Below are 19,981 nucleotides of genomic sequence, written 5' to 3' on the forward strand. Positions count from 1 at the left end.
CATCAACTCATTCCTCGTTGTGTTTTACAGCAATTTCAGCTTATTTCAGATAAGATTGCTTCTGCTCCCACCGTTTATATGGATTCCACGTGAGTGAGATATGACTCGAAGAGTTATGTCTCACTCATTTTTTATTTTCAAAAATCGAAATTCAGTTTATGTTATACTATTTGTTAAAAAGAAGGGGAGTTAGAAAAAATGAAATGTACCGTTTTAAGAGTAGATGCCTTTACTACAGTTGTTGGACAAGGGAATCCAGCAGGCGTTGTTCTAGGTGGAGATCAGTATACTACAGATGAAATGCAAACTATTGCAAAGCAAGTTGGCTTCAACGAAACCGTTTTCGTTTGTTCAAGTGATAGAGCTACAATTAAATTAAGGTATTTTACCCCAGGGCACGAAACACCACTTTGTGGACATGCCACGATCGGAGCGATTTATGCACTGTATAATGGAAAAGGAAATCAACAGCTGCAGATTGAAACGGGGGCAGGAATACTACAAATTGCGTATGATGATAAGCATCAAAGGGTTACTATGGAGCAGGCGGAGCCTAAGTTCATTGATTTTGACGGGGATCGACTAGCTCTTGGCCAAAGCTTAGGAATTGAACTAGAAGATCTTCATAAAGATTATCCTATTCAATATGGAAATACGGGATCATGGACACTGCTCGTACCCGTGATCAATACAACGGTTTTAGATAAAATGACAGCAACACAGGAAGCTTTTCCAGATATTTTAAAGGAAATACCGAGATCATCGATTCATCCTTTTGCAATCGTTAATGAACGAACGGGTTCTTTTTCAGCGAGACATTTTTCTTCACCGTTTTCCGGAACAACGGAAGATTCAGTGACTGGAACAGCATCTGGTGTAATGGGAGCATATGCATTAAACCAAATTTATATTGACGAAAAAAGCAAAGAAATCGATATTTCTCAAGGAAAGCATGTTGAGATGGAAGGCTCCGTTTTAGTCAATGTTATAAAAAATAGTAGCGGAGTACACAAAGTTAAAATCTCTGGAACAGCGTGCCTTAACGAAGAATTCGAGGTAAGCATATAAAAAAAGAGACAGACGTATAACTAAAGCGTTATACATCAGTCTCTTTTTGAATTGAATGGTATCAGGGGAAACTAAGTGCTTATGTCCAGTCGCTCTGATACGTTAACGTTGGTATCTATTTCGAAGAATTCGACGAACGCCATGCATCTTCTTTTGCTTTTCGATTGGAGCGTTATCTATGATAAGTAAAGCAATCATCACATAAGCAATGAAACTCTTTCGTGAGTATAACGTATATCTAGATACCCAATCAGCCGCATATTTTTCTTTATAATCGCGTAACCCTTGGAATGAGTAAAATCGTGAGCCAAATTCGTAAACTAGATAAGCGATTCGTTCTTGAATAAAACTTTTTTTAGAGGTTCCTACGTTGGATAAAGGTGCCATCCCTAAGTTAAAGTAAGTAAAACCTTCATCGTTCATATAGTTGAATAGGGAGATAAAGAGGTAATCCATTACACCGGATGGCGCTTGTTTATTATATCTCATCAAGTCGATCGTGCCTTCTTCTTTAGTATACGTTGGCATGATGTTTGCGAAAGCTACAATTTGATCCTCTTGGTTTTTAACGACCGCTATCTTTCCCCGCTGTAAGCAATTCTCAGAAAAAAATCCTAATGAGAAGCCTTTTTCTTTACGACTTCCTAGCCATTCGTCAGAAACTTGTTTTAATTCTTGCATCAATTCTTTTGAAAAAGGAGGGGTTAGTACCTCAAAACAGTAATTTTCCTTTGTAAAACGATTCATAACAGCTCGTTCGCTTTTCATTTTTTTACCTGATAGCGTGAAGTTTGGCAAGTCCACATGAGCCTCTTCGCCCATTTTGATGAAGTCATAGCCAAATTCATGTAGGAACATCACAACGTCTTCTGAAGTTTCGTAAAAGACAGGGAGATATCCCCATTTATCTGCTTCGTTAATGAACTGTTCAACAGCTGCTGGGAAATCTTCTTTTTTACCGGAAGGATCGCCCATTACAATACATTTGTCGTTTAACGTTTTAAATTGTAATAGGACAGTTTCTTCATTATTTTGATCGGTATAGATGTACATCTCTTTGTCTCCAAGAAAAATGAGCTGACTATCTGTATTTCCACCAAATTTAGTTAATAGTGAAAGAACACGATCTTCATCTAATAGGGAGCCCATTTTAACCCGTTTGCCCTCAAGATAACGGATAAATAAATAGCTAAATAACGTTACTAGCAAAATACCGATAAACCCTGAAAACCAAATTTTTTCTGACGGAAAGAAAAAGAATGAGATAAAACGGTTTTTGTGATGGGGAAACGTTGGTAAATTGTATACACCAATCACGATATATAAAAGGGTTAATGCTAGAAAAATAATACCGTCGACCGTGATCATTTCCCACGAATATACCAGCTGCTCTCTGAATAGTTCTCTCTTTGAAAAAACAATGATGACGAGTAGAAGACTAAGAAAAATAATGACACCCCAGCTGAAATCTTTGATAAATGTATAAACGAGTGTAATTAAAATAAGGCCAATTGTTGGTAAATAAGCACGTTTAACCCTAGCAGCTATCCCACGTCCCATGATTAGTAGCAAGAAACCTAATAAAATAGCAGGAAGCTGCGTAATTATATGAAATGAAAGGGGATTGAGTTTTTTTAACCAATTAAGTTGACTAAATGCTTCTGGAATCGTGGCGGAAAGGACAATCATAATCCCTGAAAAATACATTAGAAATACAACAAATTTGTGTGCTAATTCGGTTGATAATTCTCGTGGTATCCCTGAATAACGCGAATTTAAACTATGACTCAGATTTTTTATAAAGAAAATGATCCCAATAATAAAAGGGACAATGTAATAAAATAATCGATACAGTAAGATCCAAGCAATCACAACTTCTCGGTTGATGCCTAAAGCGGATAAACCAACAATCATCATGATATCGAAACTACCTAATTCACCAGGAATCATTGAAACAATTCCAATTACTGAAGCTGCGATGAAAAGCGGAATGATTTGAAGCGGATTTAGTTTAACGCCCATCAACAGACCAATTAAAATAAAACTACCTAAAACGCCTGTCCATTCTAAAAATGAAGTCAAAATAAGGCCTGCACGTGTTTGATTATCGATGTCCCCAATATACTCATCTTTTCTAATCAAACTTGCAATTAGAATGACAGGGAAGTATAAACCGCCGCCAATCAGCCAAATCCAATATTGCTGCAGATAATCATTAGTATGACCAAACATAACAAGGAAAAAGGCAATCAAGCTATAAATAGAGAGACCAGACATTAAGAAAATCAGAATTTTTGAAAGAGCCTGAACGACTTTTTTACCATCTTTTTCTTTTCCATAAAATTCTGAACGTAATCCGATACTGACCAAACCGCCAAATCCCGCAATATTATTGATCGTATTGATCATCCAACTACTTTCTATAAGAAACATTTTTTTAGGTTTTTGTTTCAAAATTTTATTAAGAATGACATCATAGCCAATCATCGGAAATACTGCAACTAGCCCAATCAGAAACATCAAGACGATTTTCCAAAGGGCAAGATCTTGGAAAATATTTCCGAGTTGTTCAAATGAAATGGTTTTGCTGATTGAAAGTAATTCACGGAAAACAATGATTACAACTGAAAAAATAAATATACTTTTAAAATAACTAACATGATCTTTGATCCATTGAAGCATTTTCTTCATTACTAGCACCTACTTTTCTTGTAAGAATGTTAAAATTTCTCGATTGAACGTTTCAGGATCTTTTTTTGCAAAAGAATGCCCTTGTTTTGGAACTAAAATAAATGATGCATGAGGGATTTCTTTTGCTAGATAAATTGAATGTGATTGCTTGATGATATCATATTTACCAACAATCACTAGAGTTTTAGCAGAGAAACGTTGTAAATCTGTTTTAGACACACCGATATCGTGTGTCATTAGATGCACAGTGAGTAATTGTTTCTTTGCTTTCTTAATGAACAATGCAAAAAGTTGCAACAAAACAGCCTCTATCGCTGTAAGCATTCTTATAGGGAATCTAACACCTTGAACTACAGTATTTCCGGCGTTTAAAACTAATCTACGAACCATTTGGGGATATTTTTTTTCGAATACCATCGCAAGATTCGCGCCATCACTAAAACCTAGGATGTTTGCTTGTCTAACATGTTCTTGCTTCATGATCCAGTATAAATCATCTGCCATCTGTTCAAATGTTAATGAGTTGCTATGATTTGTCGAGCGTGCATGACCACGGCTGTCAACTGTAAATACAGTAAAATAGCGACTAAATTCCGGCACTTGCTTTTCAAAATAGGTTCCGCTTCCGCCATTACCATGAAGTAAAAACAAAGGAAATCCTTTACCGGAGACTTCATAATAAATTGAACTATTATCTGCTGTTTTCAGTACTTTTTTTTGTTTATCCATATTGATACCACCTGTCTTTCTTAGTATATCGGTTTTTACTTAGATTTCAAACTGAAATGAGAAAATAGAATTCCAAATTTTTATTAAAGAATAATAAAGAATCAGCCTTTTTTTAGATTTTTTTTGAATAATAAAGTATGATGAAATCTACTCACAAAAAGTTTGGATGATAAGATGGGCAAATTGATGAAAATCGTAAAAAAATTACTGTTCTTGTTTTTTCTACTATTGATTATTGGTTTAGGTTATCTGGGCTACCAGATTCGCCAAAATGTTCAGCAAGTGATGACTTATGAAGATGAAGTAGAACAAGCAGTCAAAGTAAATAATATTCCAGAATACAAAAATTTAGTTTTAGCAATTATTTATACTGAATCAAAGGGTCAAACAGAAGATTTGATGCAAAGTAGTGAAAGTGCCTATGGAAAACGACAAATGATCGGGACGACTAAAGAAAGTATCGATACAGGAGTGGCTTTTTTAGCACAATCAATCACTCAAGCTAATGAAGCAGGGTGTGATATTTGGACCGCTGTTCAAGCATATAATTTCGGATTAGATTATATTCAATTCGTGAAAGAACGCGGTGGGAAAAATTCGATTCGTTTAGCAGAAGAATATTCCAAGGAGATTTTGTCACCACTATTAGGAAATAATGATCAGAAAACCTATCGTTATTATCGACCACAAGCATTAGTCTACAACGGCGGATTTTTGTATAGTAATGGTGGAAACATGTTCTATGCCGATATCGTAAAAATGAACGAACAGTTTATTAAGTGGTTAAAATAATTTTAATATCAACAATACGGATCCTTAAGAATATCGTCTATCAAAAAATTCGAATTCTTAAGGATTTTCTTGAAGTTCTTTCTATTAACAAGTAAACTAAAGAGGATGTATTTTTAACAAGGAGAAAGTAGGGAACCAAGTCCATGACAAATAAGTTTGACCTAAAACAAGGATTGACTCAATCAGAGGTTGAGGAACGAAAAAAACAAGGGGTACAAAACGATTACGAAGAAAATGTGGCTAAATCTACAAAGGATATTATTTATGATAACGTAATGACATTGTTTAACTTTTTAAACTTTGGAATTGCACTTTGTCTACTTTTTGTTGGAGCTTATTCTAACTTAGCATTTTTGGCAATTATATTAGTGAATATGGGAATGGGCATTTATCAAGAAATTCATGCGCGAAACCTTGTACAAAAACTGTCCATCGTAGCCAAAGAAAGCGTTCATGTGATTCGCGATGGTAAGCAGGTTGAGATCGATACAAAAGAATTGGTGATGGATGATATTGTTGTGATTTCTGCTGGTGAACAAGTGCCATCTGATTTGGAAGTTTTAGATGGAAAAGCAGAAGCCAATGAAGCATTGCTGACAGGTGAATCAGATTTGATCGAGAAAACAGAAGGAACTATTTTATTATCTGGTAGTTTTCTAGCGAGTGGTCAAGTATATGGTAAAGTGATTCATGTTGGAGCTGATAATTATGCGGTCAAAATCACTGCTGAAGCGAAAGTTCACAAACCAATTCAGTCTGAATTAGTAAACTCTATTCGTAAAGTATCAAAATTTACGAGTTTAGTCATTATACCTTTGGGGATTATTTTGTTTGTAGAAGGCTTTATGATCCGTAACTCTGGTATAGAAGCATCTGTAGTTGCATCTGCAGCAGCTTTGTTAGGGATGTTACCAAAAGGATTAGTTCTTTTAATCAGTATCACTTTAACAACAGGTGTGGTAAAACTAGCTAAAAAGCGGATTCTTGTTCAAGATATGTACTCCATTGAAACATTAGCTCATGTGGATACACTTTGCTTAGATAAGACTGGAACGATCACTGAAGGAAAAATGAAAGTTCAAAAAGTAGAAGTTTTACATGCAGATTATCATGAGAACTTCCCGCAAATTATCGGCAGCTACTTAGCTGAAAGTACAGATAATAATATCACGATGCAAGCAATTAGAGATTATTTTGAACTTTCCAACCGTTATGGTGCTGTGAAGGCATTACCATTTTCTTCTGAGAGAAAATGGGGGGCTATCGAATTTAACGAATTAGGAACTGTTTATCTTGGGGCACCTGAACGATTATTCGTAGAGAATCGTTTACCTAGAGAAGTGATCGAGGCTCAAGAAAATGGTTATCGCGTATTGATGCTTGGTATTGCAGAAAATACGCCGTTAGATGAAGAAAATATGCCTTATTTAGAACCTTTGGCTATTTTAGAAATCGATGATCCGATTCGTCAGAATGCCAATGAAACATTGGCATATTTGCGTGAAGAAGGAATCGATCTTAAAGTAATTTCAGGAGATAATCCTGTAACGGTTTCTAATATTGCTCGTCGTGCTGGATTATTTGGCTATGAATCTTATGTTGACCTTTCTACCATGGAAACAGAAGAAGAAGTCCGTAAAGCAGTACACGAGTATACTGTATTTGGTCGTGTGTCGCCACAGCAAAAACGCACGATCGTTCGTGAATTAAAAGATAACGATCACGTTGTTGCGATGACGGGTGACGGTGTCAATGATGTGTTAGCTTTAAGAGAAGCCGACTGTAGTATTGCTATGGCGGAAGGCGATGGCGCAACAAGACAGATTTCTAATCTAGTGTTGTTGGATTCAGATTTTACAACATTACCAGATGTGTTGTTTGAAGGTCGACGCGTTGTTAATAATGTAACGAAAGTTGCGAGTGTGTTCTTTATAAAAACGATTTATTCATTTATTTTATCAATGATTTGTGTGTTTACTACAATTGCATTTCCTTTTATCCCAATCCAAATCACGTTGATCGATTTGGCAATAGAAGGGTACCCAGCGTTCTTCTTATCATTTGAAAGTGATAAGCGAAAAGTACAAGGTAAATTCCTGCCGACAGCTTTAAGGAATGCTTCCGTGAATGCTGTGTTGGTAGTACTAAACATTGTCGCAGTATACTTAATGGGTCAAAACCAAGGCTTTACTCAAATGGATACAACGACGTTGATGTATTACTTATTAATCGGTATTAGTTGTATGGCAGTTGTTCGTGCGTGTTTACCGTTTAATCCATTACGCATTTTCCTAGCTGTCACAACAGTCGTGGGAATCTATGTTGCTGCAATGTTGTTCCATAGTATTTTAGAAGTAGGGTTCTTAAACCAACAAACACTACCGATTTTTGCAGTTATGATGCTTATAAATATTGTTGTTCGAATCATGATTGGTCTTTTCCAAATGAAACGAGCAGGTAAAACAATCAAAGATCTATAAAGTGGGGTAAAAAAGTGTGAAAATAAGGAGGGATATTTATGAGTGGAGAATATCAAATGCGCAAGACTATCGGTAAATGTTTTCGGTCCCAAACAGATAATTTTAATGGCGTCATCCGAATCTATGGCAGTCCATACATGTATCGTGTCATAAACGGTATCCCTGAAAAGGGGGCGATGTTGGAGGTCGTGGATTTTTCAAGTACTGAATTATTTGTAACGGTAAACAACTATTTATTCGAAAGTGATGTGAATTATATTGATAATCCTTAATATTCTAATCTTTATTATTGTTCTTGTATTAATTTTGGTACTTATTTCAAAAATGGTCATCATTGTTCAACAAGGTGAAGTCAAAATCGTTGAAAGCTTTGGGAAATATGTCAAAACAATCGATCCAGGCCTTCATTTTTTGATCCCTGTACTGTACAAAGTTAGAGGGCGTGTTTCTTTAAAACAGACGCCTTTAGAAATTGAATCTCAAAGTGTTATCACTCGAGATAATGTAATTGTAGAAGTTGATGAGGCTATCAAATATCATGTAACTGATGTCCGAGCTTTTGTTTATGATAATGAAGACTCAGTTACATCGATGATTCAGGACTGTCAGTCAAATTTACGTGGAATTATCGGAAAAATGGATCTGAATGAAGTTCTTAACGGTACAGAGGAAATCAACGTAAGTTTATTTGAAAGTGTAAAAGACATCACAGCTGGTTATGGTTTATCTATTGACCGAATCAATATTGGTGAAATTTCTGTTTCAGACGAAATTGTGAACTCAATGAATAAACTGATTACTGCAAGTCGTGATAAAGAGTCAACCATCACGATCTCAGAAGGTAGAAAACAATCGATTATTTTAGATTCAGAAGCGAATGCCTCACAAATGCAAATCGACGCGGAAGCTAGAGCGAAACAAACGAAAATAGATGCTGAAGCCCGAGCAGAACGCACAAAAATAGATGCCGATGCCGAAGCAGAACGGATTCGTATAACAACGGAAGCAGAGAGACAACGTATTTTAGCGTTGAATCAAGCAATCAAAGAAAGTGACTTAAATGAACAAGCGTTAGCGTATCTAGGAATAGAAGCATTTAAACAAGTGGTGAGAAGTGAAACAAATACCGTTATCTTGCCAAGTAATATGACTGAACTCGGAAATATTCCAGTAGCAAAAGAGTTATGGTCAGCACAAGATACGAAAAAACAAACTAATCATGAATACGGTGCAGAGTAATTTGCTTGATAAAAAAACAGATAATAATTATCTGTTTTTTTTATCACACGAAAGAGGTTACTATAAATGTATTATGTAAACTAATTTAGTGATTACTATATTTCATGAAAATAAAGGTGCAATTTACTTGAAAATTATGTTTAGTGTGATACAATGAAACATGTGTAATTGTGTCTTTTAAAAATCGCGCTGAAGGTTTCAGTGCTTTTTTACTGACTGATCACATGAATTAGCTTTTGGCTATTTTTTGGAGGTGAGAACAGTGGCACAAAGAATTCCTCAAGAAGTCATCGAGGAAGTAAGACAACGTACGAACATTGTGGATGTTGTTGGACAATATGTTCAATTGAAAAAATCCGGCAAGAATTTTATGGGTCTATGTCCGTTTCATGAAGAACGTTCCCCTTCATTTTCAGTAGCAGAAGACAAACAAATTTTTCATTGTTTTGGCTGCGGAAAAGGCGGAACTGTTTTTAATTTTCTGCAAGAAATCGAAGGAATCAATTTTCCCGAATCTGTGCGCAGAGTTGCTGAACTAGAGCAGATTCCAGTTAATATTGATTGGGTCAATACCTTTGATTCGGATACAACTGAAAACCTGCAAAATCGCAAGCTGATCGAACTGCATAAAAAAGCAGCGGACTTATATCACCATGTTTTGATGAATACCCAAATTGGTGAACCAGCATTGAACTATTTATTAGACCGAGGTTTGACAAAAGAGCTTATCGAAACATTTAAAATCGGATTCGCACCTCAAAAACGTGATTTTTTAAGTCAAGTATTCCAAAACGAAGAGGTCTCAGAGCATTTATCTAAAGAATCTGGGTTGTTTATACAAAGAGACAATGGAGAGTTTTTAGACCGTTTTTACCAACGTGTAATGTTTCCTATCAATGATGATCGAGGAAATGTGATTGCTTTTTCAGGAAGATTACTCAAAACAGAAGATTTTCCAGGCGACGATATGCCAAAATATTTGAATAGCCCGGAAACAGTCTTGTTTAACAAAAGAGAAACATTATTTAACTTTGACAAAGCTCGTAAAGAGATACGCAAAGAAAATACGGTATTTCTATTTGAAGGATTTATGGATGTTATTGCAGCTTGGCAAGCAGGAATCACTAGTGGTGTTGCCTCCATGGGCACAAGTTTGACGAACGAACAGATTCGTAAACTTGAACGAGTAGCAAAAGAACTTGTGGTTTGTTACGATGGAGACACAGCTGGAGTAGAAGCAACAAATCGCGCTATTTCTTTGTTAAGTGAACATAGTCGGTTCCAATTAAGTATTGTCAGCATTCCGGAAAAACTAGATCCAGATGAGTATTTGAGAAAATATGGTAATGAGTCATTTCGTGAATTAGCACTTCATGGTCGTGAAACGGTTTTTAGTTTTAAAATGCAGTATCATCGTTTATCTAGAAACATGAACAACGAGAAAGAGCAATTAGATTATGTGAATGACCTACTGCAAGAATTGATTTTAGTACAGTCACCGTTAGAACGTGATCGCTATTTGAATCAATTGGCACAAGAGTTTCAATTATCTTTTCATTCTCTAGAAGAACAGTTAAAGCAGCTTGAAACACAACAGCGTTCTACCAAAAGAAGAGAGCGGCAACAAGCAATACCCGCGCCTCAGACTTATGACATCGATGACATGTTGGAACCTCCCGAGATGTTTGAAGAACAATCCGTGCCTGTACCTTCTGTTCAAAACAAACTTCCTTTGACTCAAGTGGAAAAAGCGGAGCGTACGTTATTGTATCGTTTGATGAACGAACAAAGTGTTAGAAACCAATTGATGCAGCTACCAGATTTTAGTTTTGCTCACGATCACTATCAGGAATTGTACCTATTGTTAGATAGCTATATGAGTATTCATTCAGAATTTTTACTTGCTGATTTTATCGATTATCTAAAAGAAGAAACAATCAAGAAATTAGCAATCGATATTTCTCTACAGACCATTTCAGAAGAAAGTTCTGAACGGGAAATTGCGGATGTTATTAAAGTAATCGAAAACTCTAGCTTGGATGAACAAATCAGGGAAAAGCAACTGCAAAAAAAAGAAGCTGAACGTCTCGGTAACAAACAGTTAGTCGATGAATTAGCGATTGAACTCGTTAGTTTAGTAAAACAATTGCAAAAAAGTCGTACAGCGTCTTAATAGAAAGATTAGACAGTGTACTTGACTATTATTTATATATTTAGCCGAATGGAAAAATGAAGGGGGCCTTCTTTCATGGAAAAAGAAACAGAAAAAAAATATGCAGCTGCATTGGCAGCCTTTATCAAAGAGAGCAAACCGAAAGGTAATGTTCTTTATGATGATTTAACAAACAAATTAGCAACGCCATTTACGTTGAACGCCGATGAAATGGAAAAATTGATTCAAAAAGTCGAAGATGCTGGAATCAGCGTCGTTGATGAAAATGGTGATCCAAGTGAACATAGTCTTAAAAAGGACGCAAAAGTTGCTGAAAAAGCCCAAATGGAAGATTTATCTGCCCCGACTGGTGTTAAAATCAATGATCCTGTTCGCATGTACTTAAAAGAAATTGGACGTGTTCAATTATTAACTGCAGCAGAAGAAGTAGAATTAGCCCTTAAAATTGAAGAAGGCGACCAAGAAGCAAAACAACGTTTAGCAGAAGCTAATTTACGTTTAGTAGTGTCAATTGCAAAACGTTATGTAGGACGTGGTATGCAATTCCTTGATTTGATTCAAGAAGGTAATATGGGGTTGATGAAAGCTGTTGAGAAATTTGACTATCGTAAAGGTTTTAAGTTTTCAACATATGCAACGTGGTGGATTCGTCAAGCAATCACTCGTGCGATCGCTGACCAAGCTAGAACCATTCGGATTCCTGTACACATGGTTGAAACGATCAATAAATTGATTCGTATTCAACGTCAATTACTGCAAGATTTAGGCAGAGAACCAACGCCAGAAGAAATCGGTGCAGAAATGGACTTGCCAACTGAAAAAGTACGTGAAATCTTGAAGATTGCTCAAGAGCCTGTTTCTTTGGAAACACCGATTGGTGAAGAAGATGACTCTCATCTTGGCGATTTTATTGAAGACCAAGACGCAACAAGCCCTGCTGAACATGCAGCGTATGAATTGTTAAAAGAACAATTAGAAGATGTCTTAGATACATTAACTGACCGCGAAGAAAATGTTTTACGTTTACGCTTTGGGTTAGATGATGGACGTACACGAACATTGGAAGAAGTAGGGAAAGTATTTGGTGTAACACGTGAACGGATTCGTCAAATTGAAGCGAAAGCATTACGTAAACTACGCCATCCTTCACGATCAAAACAACTAAAAGATTTTCTAGAATAAGAAGTTTTTCTTAAAAATTTGAACAGCTCTTTTCGATTTCTTTCGGAAAGAGCTGTTTTTAAACAATCGTAACAAAAAAGTTAGATGGTACATATTGGAAGAAACACGATTTTATGGTAGATTAGATTTACGAATGTGTAGAATGTGAGGCGGAGTGCATGACAAAACAATGTCCGAATTGCGGAACTGAAATAGACAAACAAGAAAATATATGTCCTAATTGTGGTTATTCTTTTAAAGAAAATAAAGAAAAAGAGGATACTATAGAAACCAAAAAAGAACATAATGAAGAAACTGAAGATACTTCTAATTTTTTAAATAAAGAACAAAATGAAAATATCGAGTGGTCTGAATTAAAGGATATGAGCATTGGGCATGTTATGACGATGTTTAATGAACAACAACCGGAAGAAAAAGCAAAAGAACACGAAGAAGATGTAGAAAAAGAGCCGGTGTCAGAAGCACAACCAACAGAAAATAATGAAATAGTATCTGAAAAAGAATTAAGTAAAGAGACAGATGAACTTGTTAATACTGCTGCTTTGAATCAGTACATCAATGAACACAAAAATGACAAACCTATCGTTGAAGAAACAGCTAAACCAGAAACGACTGAAAAAAAACTAGAAACCGAGCAGCAACATGAAGTTTCTAGTGAACAGTCAGAATCTAATGATAAAGGACTAGATGAAGTGAAAACAAACGAATCAGACCATAAGTCACCAGAATCAACGGATAAAGAACAACTACAAGCAAAAGAAAATGGACCAAAAGAAGAAATCACAAAATTCACTAAACCAAAAGACGAGTCAACGCAAGCCAGACCAATCGGTCCTAAAGCCTTGCCTAATAAGGCTTCTGAAATTCCTTCAAAAAGTAAAAAGCCTGAAGAGATCGAAATGGATGATGCACCTATTTTCTTTAAAGATGGGGAAGAGTCTACGACAGCCAAAAATCAATTTGAAAAACCGTCGATTGAGCAGACTCGTCCAAAAGAAATTAAAAATGAGACAATGAGTAACTCAACGGGGAAAAACTATAAAAAAATGTCGATCATTTTAGCTGCAGTGATCGTACTTGCAGGCGGATCATGGTTTGCCTATAGTCAGACACAAAAAAAATCAGCAACCGATGATCAAGTTACACAAAAGCAAGATAAATTAGCAACGCAGACAGAAAAAGAGTTAAACAGTTATTTTGCAGATGCTAAACATCTATTTCTGAAACCAGAAATGGTTAGCGTTAGTCCAAAGACTATCAAAGAAAATTTAGAAGCACTTAAAGATGACCCTAAGTATAAAGAGTTAAACGCTCTTTATAAAAATGTAACAGATAAACAGGCAGCAATCACTAAAGTAAATGAATTATTTGCTCAGCCAATTGTTGATGGAAGTAAATTAAAAGATGTAGCGCTCAAGGCGGATAAAAAGATTGATCTTGCTAGACGTGAAGAAAAAGATGACTTTGATAAATTGCTTAACCAAGCGACTGATCAAGCAATCGGCCAGTACGATCAATTACAAAAAGCTAAAGCGGCAGTTGCTATTTTTTATCAAAATAATGAATTGACTGAAGCGTTAACCAGAGATAATTATACAGCAGCCAAATCTGAAGTTGATAAAGTAAAAAGTGAGCCACTTCGTAAACCATTAACAGAAGCATTAGCTAAAGCTGATAAATCATTAACAGATTCAGAAGCTGCTATTGCGCAACAACAAACAATTGCGAGTCAATCGCAAAGTCAAACATCTGAAGCGGCAACTAACTATCAAAATAACACAGCACAGGCAACTAATGGTGTACAACCAGACGCAAGTACTTTTTCGGCAGCGAATGCTGACGGAATTTATACAGATCCTGTATACTCAGTAGATGCCAATGATGTTAGTGATATGAGCAATCCTGCTTGGAGTTGGGCACCTGGGATTCAAGAAAAAGTGATCGCAACCTGTATTGAGCGTGGCTATATCACTGCGAGTGGTTATTCTTTACAACCAGCCAGAATCATTAATGGCGAGGGTTATTATAATTTATACGGATCAGATAATCAGTATCTAGTAACAATCAATGCAAAAACTGGCTGGTTCAAAGGAAATGCTTCAAGGAATGCCGGAAGATAATTTGTTTTAAAAAAATGAAGGAAAAACTGGGGCAGGGACATAACTCTTCGAGTTACATCCCAGCCTTTTAAAATCCGAATAAAAGGTAGGGATAGAAGCAAACACTTCTTATATCTCGGAGTTAAAGACTTCTGTTCCAAGGTTGTTTTTTTTTTCAAATAACGCAAAATATTATCAATGACGATTGATATTAGTACAAGGAGAACTGTATGGAGAAAAAAGAATATCTAACATTTAGAGAGGGGATAAATGCATGTATTCCAACAATTTTGGGTTACTTGGGCATCGGGATCGCGGCAGGAGTTGTTGGCAAAAATGTCGGGTTGACGATTGTTGAAATTGCCCTGATGTCTGTGTTGATCTACGCTGGCGGAGCTCAATTTATTATTTGTGGTATGTTAGCGATTCATTCACCAATTTCAGCAATTATCTTTACCACATTTTTAGTAAATTTACGACATTTTTTAATGAGCATGTCTGTGGCTTCTTATTTTAAAAAAGAACCTCTGATTACAAGCATTGGGATCGGAACTCTTCTAACAGATGAATCGTATGGTGTGCTTATGACAGCTTTAAATAATGAGCATCGAGTTAGTTCTGCTTGGACTCACGGATTGAACATAACTGCTTATCTAGCATGGATTTTTTCAACTATTTTAGGCGGTTTGCTAGGAACTTTTATTCCGGATCCATACTTATTAGGATTGGATTTTGCCTTAGTAGCAATGTTTGCCGGATTATTTATCTTGCAAGTAGAGATACCTATCAAAAGAAATACCAAAGAAACCTTGATTGTTTTAGCTACAGTTTGTTTGTCACTGTATTTCTTTATGGGCTTTTTTTCACCGGAGATTTCCGTTTTATTTTCTACACTATTAGGCTGTACAGTTGGGTTGGTGAATCATCGTGAGTAGCAATTATGTATTATTGACAATTTTAGGATGTTCGATAGTTACTTGGATTCCGCGGATTTTCCCCTTTTTGATTTCAAAACGAGTTGACTTTCCGAAATGGTTTCTTCGGTTTTTATCCTATATTCCGATTTGTATCTTGACGGCACTCTTATTTCAGAGTATTTTAGAAGTTCAGGCAACGGGCTTTCCTAAAGTAAAGACACTAGAAGCGTTAAGTTGTATTCCTACTTTATTTGTTGCGATTCGTACAAAAGATTTAATGAAAACAGTTGTAGTAGGAATTGTGACCATTGCATTATTACGCATTTTTTTAGGCTAAGCGCCAGAAGGAGAAAATTATGAATGAACTATTAGCACAAGTATTTACTGCATTAGTTATCGATGAAAATGAGAATTACTACTTTTTACAAAAAAACGGGATTACATTGCGATTGGCTAAAGAAGAAGGTCAGCATGAAATTGGTGAAGCAGTAGAAGGCTTTGGGTATATGAACCAAAAGCAAGAACCAGAGATGACGACTAAGATCCCTACAGCTCGAATAGGACAATATGCTTTTGGAACGGTAACCGGCACAAGACGCGATTTAGGGGCTTTTGTAGACATCGGGTTAAAAGATAAGGATGTTGTTGTTTCATTAGACGAACTACCTGTAATGCGTGAATTATGGCCGAAAAAAGACGATCAACTGATGGTTTCCCTGAAGGTCGATAACAAGGAGCGTATTTGGGGAGAATTAGCGGATGAGAAAATTTTTAAAGCGATGGCGAAACCTGGAACCGAAGAATTAAAAAATGAGAATATAAGCGGAATTGTGTATCGTTTGAAAATGATCGGCTCATTTGTTTTGACCGATGATTTCTACATTGCATTTATCCATCCTTCAGAACGCTACCAAGAGCCCCGTTTAGGCGAAAGAGTAAACGGTCGTGTGATTGGTGTAAGACCCGACGGAACATTAAATATCTCATTAAAACCCCGTGGCTACGAAGTAATCAGTGATGATGCAGCAATGATTTTGACCTTTTTAGAAAGATCGGCGGATCATAAAATCCCATTTACTGATAAATCGAACCCAGAAGAAATCAAACAAACTTTCGGTATCAGTAAAGCGCAGTTTAAGCGAGCTATTGGGAATCTATTAAAGCAAGGAAAAATTATACAAGAGGCTGGATTTACTATTTTGAAAGAAGAACAACAAGAAAAATAATTGTTTTTTTCGTTCTAATTGAGAATCACTTGCAAATATATCAGACTTATTTTATACTTATTATAATTTGTTACAGTAATATATCGTTCTAGATTGAAATAATTATAATTAAGGGGCTGCATTTATGGATTCTACTGCTGCTTTAAAGAAAACGAAACAACAATTGCATGAATCTGGTTTTAAACTGACGCCTCAACGAGAAGCAACAGTTTTAGTATTGCTGGAAAATGAAAAAGATCATTTATCGGCTGAAGAAATTTACTTTTTAGTGAAACAAAAAAGTCCAGAGATTGGTTTAGCAACAGTTTATCGTACATTAGAAATTTTAACTGACTTGAAAGTCGTAGATAAGGTAAGTTTCAATGATGGATTAGCACGTTATGACTTACGCAAAGAAGGCGCTAAACATTTCCATCATCATCTTCTTTGTCTAGAATGTGGGAATATCGAAGAAGTGGAAGATGATTTATTAGGTGAAGTAGAGCAAGTGATCGAGCAGCATTATCATTTTTTAGTGAAAGATCATCGCTTAACATTTCATGGCATTTGTCAAGATTGCCAACAAAAGAAGAAAAATCAACCTACAGAAGAGGTTCGGTCTTAATAGTTGGAGTAAATTCAAATTGCCTTATTTAAATTTAGAGAGCAGAAATGCTCTCTATTATTTTTATTCTTAAAAAAGATTGACAATTCTGAAAGAATCTCTTACAATAACTTCAATAAACAATAAAAGTTTTGATAAGAACTAGTAAGATAATGCAGGTGTACAGAAAGTAGCCGGTTGTTGAGAGGCGCACAAACCTAAGATATCTGAATTCCTCTTTGAACTTCACACCGAATCGAGTAGGCTGTGACGGTCAAGCGCACCCGTTATTGTGCCAAGGTATAATTTTGTACCTAACAAGTCAATGAGTGTAAGCTGATTGTAAACAAAGGTGGTAACACGGATCATTCGGTCTCGTCCTTTTCAGAAATGAAAAGGACGGGCCTTTTTTATTTTATTGTTTGATCATAAAAAATGAAGGGAAGTTATCGTATGAGTTTTAAAACATTAAGCCAACCGATCAATTTTGAGCAAGTCAAATCATTATCTAAATTAACACCTGAACAAGGGCAGTTAAAAGCCGCTCGAGATCAAGAATTAAAAGAAATCATCGAAGGGAAAAGTGACAAGATACTATTAGTAATCGGTCCTTGCTCAGCTCATAATGAAGATGCTGTGATGGAGTATGTTACTCGTTTGGCTAAACTACAAGAAAAAGTTCAAGACAAAATTTTCATGGTTCCGCGAGTCTATACAAACAAACCTAGAACGAACGGTGATGGCTATAAAGGCCTACTTCATCAGCAAAATCCTGAAGGTGAAAGTAATTTGATCAAAGGTATTGCCGCTGTTCGTAGTTTGCACAATCGCGTTATTAGCGAAACTGGTTTAACAACAGCAGACGAAATGCTTTATCCCGAGAATCTAGAATTTGTTCAAGATTTAGTTAGCTATATTGCGGTCGGTGCTCGTTCCGTAGAAGATCAACAACATCGTTTTGTTGCCAGTGGAATCGATCAACCAACAGGAATGAAAAATCCAACTAGCGGTAATTTAAAGGTCCTATTTAACTCGTTATATGCAGCGCAGCAAAAACAAGAGTTTATTTTTAATGGCCTTGAAGTGGAATCTAGCTCTAACCCGTTGGCCCACGTTGTATTAAGAGGTGGTTTGAATGAGTATGGAGAAAATATTCCTAATTATCACTATGAAGACCTATTGAAAGTCGTTGAACTTTACAAAGCTGGAAATTACAAAAATCCTTTTATCGTGATTGATACAAATCATGATAATTCAGGAAAACAATACAAAGAACAAATCAGGATCGTCAAAGAAACGTTGATCAATCGTTCATGGAATAGTGAGATGAAAAACTGGGTTCGTGGTTTCATGATTGAAAGCTTCCTCGAAAGCGGCCGTCAAGAAGCAGATGGAAAAGTGTTCGGCCAATCCATTACCGACCCGTGCTTAGGCTGGGATGAGACTGAGCAATTAGTAAACTATATTGCTGAACATGCTTGATTGTATTAATGAAAGTTAGAAATGAATAAAGTAAAACCTCCTATGAATCATTCAAAGGAGGTTTTACGTATTCGATTTAAAAAGAGAGTGGATTTACAAATTTGCAAATTTTTCTAGTAAACGAATCATTTGGCATGTAAACCCATATTCATTATCATACCAAGCGACAGTTTTAACTAGTTGAAACTGACCAGATGTTGTTACTTCAGTTTGGGTTGGGTCAAAAATAGAACCCTCAGTTGTCCCAATTACATCACTAGAAACAATTTCACGATCATCATAACCAAAAGATGGATTATCGACTGTATGTTTTTTCATTGCTTCATTTACTTGGTCAGCAGTAACTGTTGTCTTTAAAATGGATACTAACTCAGTCAATGAACCATCAACAACTGGTACACGTTGTGCATGTCCTTGTAGTTTTCCATTCAATTCTGGAATAACCAAGCCAATTGCTTTAGCTGCACCAGTTGAATGAGGAATCGTGTTGTCAGCAGCAGATCGAGCAGCTCGTAAGTTTCCGCCTTTTACTGGACCATCTAACAGCATTTGAGTGGATGTATAAGCATGAACCGTTGTCATAGTACCCACTTCAATACCAAATTCATTATTCAAGAAATAGGCCATAGGAGCTAAACAGTTTGTTGTACAAGAACCAGCAGAGATAATTCTGTCTTCCGGTGTCAAAGTGTCGTCATTAACATTATAAACGATTGTTTTCATATCGCCAGCTGGAGCAGAGATCACGACGCGTTTTGCCCCGGCATTTAAATGGGCTTGCGCTTTTTCTTCTGAAGTATAAAATCCAGTGCATTCCAAAACGATATCGACACCATTTTCTTCTACCCATTTCAACTTGCTAGCATCCGCTTCTGCATAAACTTTTGTTTTTTCACCATCTACTACAATTGAATCCTCAGTTGCAGTCACGTTCCCTGGGTAAGTGCCATGGGTGGAATCAAATTGCAATAATTGTGCTAACATTGTCGGGCTCGTCAAATCGTTGATTGCAACAACTTCAATATCATCAGAAACTTCTTTAATGCGGCGAAATGCAAGTCGACCAATCCGTCCAAATCCATTAATACCTACTTTTACTGTCATGCTAAATTTCCTCCTTTGATCATTTTAAGCAAGTCAATAAATTTGTCTCTAGTTGATTTAACGACAATAACTAGCATACAAATCTATACGGCTCCGCAACAATTATACAAATAGCGTATCCAATCGCATATTTAAAAAAACGGTCACATACGCTATACTATAAGCATGGACGCTTTAAAAGATTTTGTCAAAAATCTTGTCTTTTAATGAAAAAGG

The 19,981-nt window shown here is 36.2% G+C and carries 16 protein-coding genes and 1 other annotated feature; of the genes, 13 read left to right on the top strand and 3 right to left on the bottom strand.

Annotated elements, in window-relative coordinates; all coding sequences use genetic code 11:
- Positions 1 to 198: 198 nt before the first annotated feature.
- Positions 199 to 1,068, top strand: coding sequence for a PhzF family phenazine biosynthesis isomerase (locus tag AC4BB7_RS08680; RefSeq protein WP_490485091.1), 870 nt, complete (start codon positions 199 to 201; stop codon positions 1,066 to 1,068).
- 102 nt (positions 1,069 to 1,170) lie between these two features.
- Here the strand turns inward: AC4BB7_RS08680 and mprF are convergent, their stop codons facing one another.
- The gene (mprF, locus tag AC4BB7_RS08685) at positions 1,171 to 3,759 is read right to left on the bottom strand and encodes a bifunctional lysylphosphatidylglycerol flippase/synthetase MprF (protein ID WP_490485092.1); all 2,589 of its coding nucleotides are present in this window, start codon (positions 3,757 to 3,759) and stop codon (positions 1,171 to 1,173) included.
- Between the two features lie 9 nt (positions 3,760 to 3,768).
- Positions 3,769 to 4,488, bottom strand: a complete 720-nt coding sequence (locus AC4BB7_RS08690) for an alpha/beta fold hydrolase (protein WP_490485093.1) — start codon at positions 4,486 to 4,488, stop codon at positions 3,769 to 3,771.
- Positions 4,489 to 4,662: 174 nt separating this feature from the next.
- On the opposite strand from AC4BB7_RS08690, the gene AC4BB7_RS08695 reads away from it, so the two are divergent.
- The 12 genes from AC4BB7_RS08695 (at position 4,663) to AC4BB7_RS08750 (ending at position 18,661) form a co-directional block, all read left to right on the top strand.
- Positions 4,663 to 5,280: a lysozyme family protein gene (locus AC4BB7_RS08695; protein WP_490485094.1), complete on the top strand. Its 618-nt coding sequence runs from the start codon at positions 4,663 to 4,665 to the stop codon at positions 5,278 to 5,280.
- 143 nt (positions 5,281 to 5,423) lie between these two features.
- Complete coding sequence (locus AC4BB7_RS08700; protein WP_490485095.1) at positions 5,424 to 7,760, top strand: cation-translocating P-type ATPase; 2,337 nt, start codon at positions 5,424 to 5,426, stop codon at positions 7,758 to 7,760.
- A 38-nt stretch (positions 7,761 to 7,798) separates the two neighbouring features.
- Entirely contained in the window at positions 7,799 to 8,032 is a 234-nt protein-coding gene (locus AC4BB7_RS08705; RefSeq protein WP_084013189.1) for a hypothetical protein, read from the top strand.
- Positions 8,033 to 8,084: 52 nt separating this feature from the next.
- Complete coding sequence (locus tag AC4BB7_RS08710) at positions 8,085 to 8,999, top strand: SPFH domain-containing protein (protein WP_422392081.1); 915 nt, start codon at positions 8,085 to 8,087, stop codon at positions 8,997 to 8,999.
- A gap of 262 nt (positions 9,000 to 9,261) precedes the next feature.
- The gene (gene dnaG, locus AC4BB7_RS08715) at positions 9,262 to 11,172 is read left to right on the top strand and encodes a DNA primase (RefSeq protein WP_490485096.1); all 1,911 of its coding nucleotides are present in this window, start codon (positions 9,262 to 9,264) and stop codon (positions 11,170 to 11,172) included.
- A 75-nt stretch (positions 11,173 to 11,247) separates the two neighbouring features.
- Positions 11,248 to 12,354, top strand: a complete 1,107-nt coding sequence (gene rpoD / locus AC4BB7_RS08720) for an RNA polymerase sigma factor RpoD (protein ID WP_025868903.1) — start codon at positions 11,248 to 11,250, stop codon at positions 12,352 to 12,354.
- A gap of 158 nt (positions 12,355 to 12,512) precedes the next feature.
- Positions 12,513 to 14,474: a cell division site-positioning protein MapZ family protein gene (locus AC4BB7_RS08725; protein WP_490485097.1), complete on the top strand. Its 1,962-nt coding sequence runs from the start codon at positions 12,513 to 12,515 to the stop codon at positions 14,472 to 14,474.
- Between the two features lie 209 nt (positions 14,475 to 14,683).
- The gene (locus AC4BB7_RS08730; RefSeq protein ID WP_490485098.1) at positions 14,684 to 15,388 is read left to right on the top strand and encodes an AzlC family ABC transporter permease; all 705 of its coding nucleotides are present in this window, start codon (positions 14,684 to 14,686) and stop codon (positions 15,386 to 15,388) included.
- Positions 15,381 to 15,707: an AzlD domain-containing protein gene (locus AC4BB7_RS08735; protein ID WP_086313024.1), complete on the top strand. Its 327-nt coding sequence runs from the start codon at positions 15,381 to 15,383 to the stop codon at positions 15,705 to 15,707. The genes AC4BB7_RS08730 and AC4BB7_RS08735 overlap by 8 nt, the downstream gene beginning before the upstream one ends.
- Positions 15,708 to 15,726: 19 nt before the next feature.
- On the top strand, positions 15,727 to 16,596 hold the full coding sequence (locus AC4BB7_RS08740) for a CvfB family protein (protein ID WP_086313025.1): 870 nt from the start codon (positions 15,727 to 15,729) through the stop codon (positions 16,594 to 16,596).
- 124 nt (positions 16,597 to 16,720) lie between these two features.
- Positions 16,721 to 17,200 carry a ferric iron uptake transcriptional regulator gene (fur, locus tag AC4BB7_RS08745; protein ID WP_490485099.1) on the top strand — a complete coding sequence of 160 codons (480 nt, stop codon included), beginning with the start codon at positions 16,721 to 16,723 and terminating at the stop codon, positions 17,198 to 17,200.
- A 122-nt stretch (positions 17,201 to 17,322) separates the two neighbouring features.
- Positions 17,323 to 17,565 (top strand) — a binding site (T-box leader).
- Positions 17,566 to 17,632: 67 nt separating this feature from the next.
- Positions 17,633 to 18,661 carry a 3-deoxy-7-phosphoheptulonate synthase gene (locus AC4BB7_RS08750; RefSeq protein ID WP_490485100.1) on the top strand — a complete coding sequence of 343 codons (1,029 nt, stop codon included), beginning with the start codon at positions 17,633 to 17,635 and terminating at the stop codon, positions 18,659 to 18,661.
- Between the two features lie 93 nt (positions 18,662 to 18,754).
- Here AC4BB7_RS08750 and gap read toward each other — a convergent pair whose 3' ends face one another.
- Positions 18,755 to 19,765: a type I glyceraldehyde-3-phosphate dehydrogenase gene (gap, locus tag AC4BB7_RS08755; RefSeq protein ID WP_086313028.1), complete on the bottom strand. Its 1,011-nt coding sequence runs from the start codon at positions 19,763 to 19,765 to the stop codon at positions 18,755 to 18,757.
- Between the last annotated feature and the right edge of the window lie 216 nt (positions 19,766 to 19,981).

This window comes from Enterococcus sp. AAFC-DPL-5182 (assembly GCF_058216605.1).

Excerpts from the sequence above, each read along its gene's own strand:
- AC4BB7_RS08680 (WP_490485091.1), top strand. The coding sequence starts at position 199 with ATGAAATGTACCGTTTTAAGAGTAGATGCCTTTACTACAGTTGTTGGA.
- mprF (WP_490485092.1), bottom strand. The coding sequence starts at position 3,759 with ATGAAGAAAATGCTTCAATGGATCAAAGATCATGTTAGTTATTTTAAA.
- AC4BB7_RS08690 (WP_490485093.1), bottom strand. The coding sequence starts at position 4,488 with ATGGATAAACAAAAAAAAGTACTGAAAACAGCAGATAATAGTTCAATT.
- AC4BB7_RS08695 (WP_490485094.1), top strand. The coding sequence starts at position 4,663 with ATGGGCAAATTGATGAAAATCGTAAAAAAATTACTGTTCTTGTTTTTT.
- AC4BB7_RS08700 (WP_490485095.1), top strand. The coding sequence starts at position 5,424 with ATGACAAATAAGTTTGACCTAAAACAAGGATTGACTCAATCAGAGGTT.
- AC4BB7_RS08705 (WP_084013189.1), top strand. The coding sequence starts at position 7,799 with ATGAGTGGAGAATATCAAATGCGCAAGACTATCGGTAAATGTTTTCGG.
- AC4BB7_RS08710 (WP_422392081.1), top strand. The coding sequence starts at position 8,085 with ATGGTCATCATTGTTCAACAAGGTGAAGTCAAAATCGTTGAAAGCTTT.
- rpoD (WP_025868903.1), top strand. The coding sequence starts at position 11,248 with ATGGAAAAAGAAACAGAAAAAAAATATGCAGCTGCATTGGCAGCCTTT.
- AC4BB7_RS08725 (WP_490485097.1), top strand. The coding sequence starts at position 12,513 with ATGACAAAACAATGTCCGAATTGCGGAACTGAAATAGACAAACAAGAA.
- AC4BB7_RS08730 (WP_490485098.1), top strand. The coding sequence starts at position 14,684 with ATGGAGAAAAAAGAATATCTAACATTTAGAGAGGGGATAAATGCATGT.
- AC4BB7_RS08740 (WP_086313025.1), top strand. The coding sequence starts at position 15,727 with ATGAATGAACTATTAGCACAAGTATTTACTGCATTAGTTATCGATGAA.
- fur (WP_490485099.1), top strand. The coding sequence starts at position 16,721 with ATGGATTCTACTGCTGCTTTAAAGAAAACGAAACAACAATTGCATGAA.
- AC4BB7_RS08750 (WP_490485100.1), top strand. The coding sequence starts at position 17,633 with ATGAGTTTTAAAACATTAAGCCAACCGATCAATTTTGAGCAAGTCAAA.
- gap (WP_086313028.1), bottom strand. The coding sequence starts at position 19,765 with ATGACAGTAAAAGTAGGTATTAATGGATTTGGACGGATTGGTCGACTT.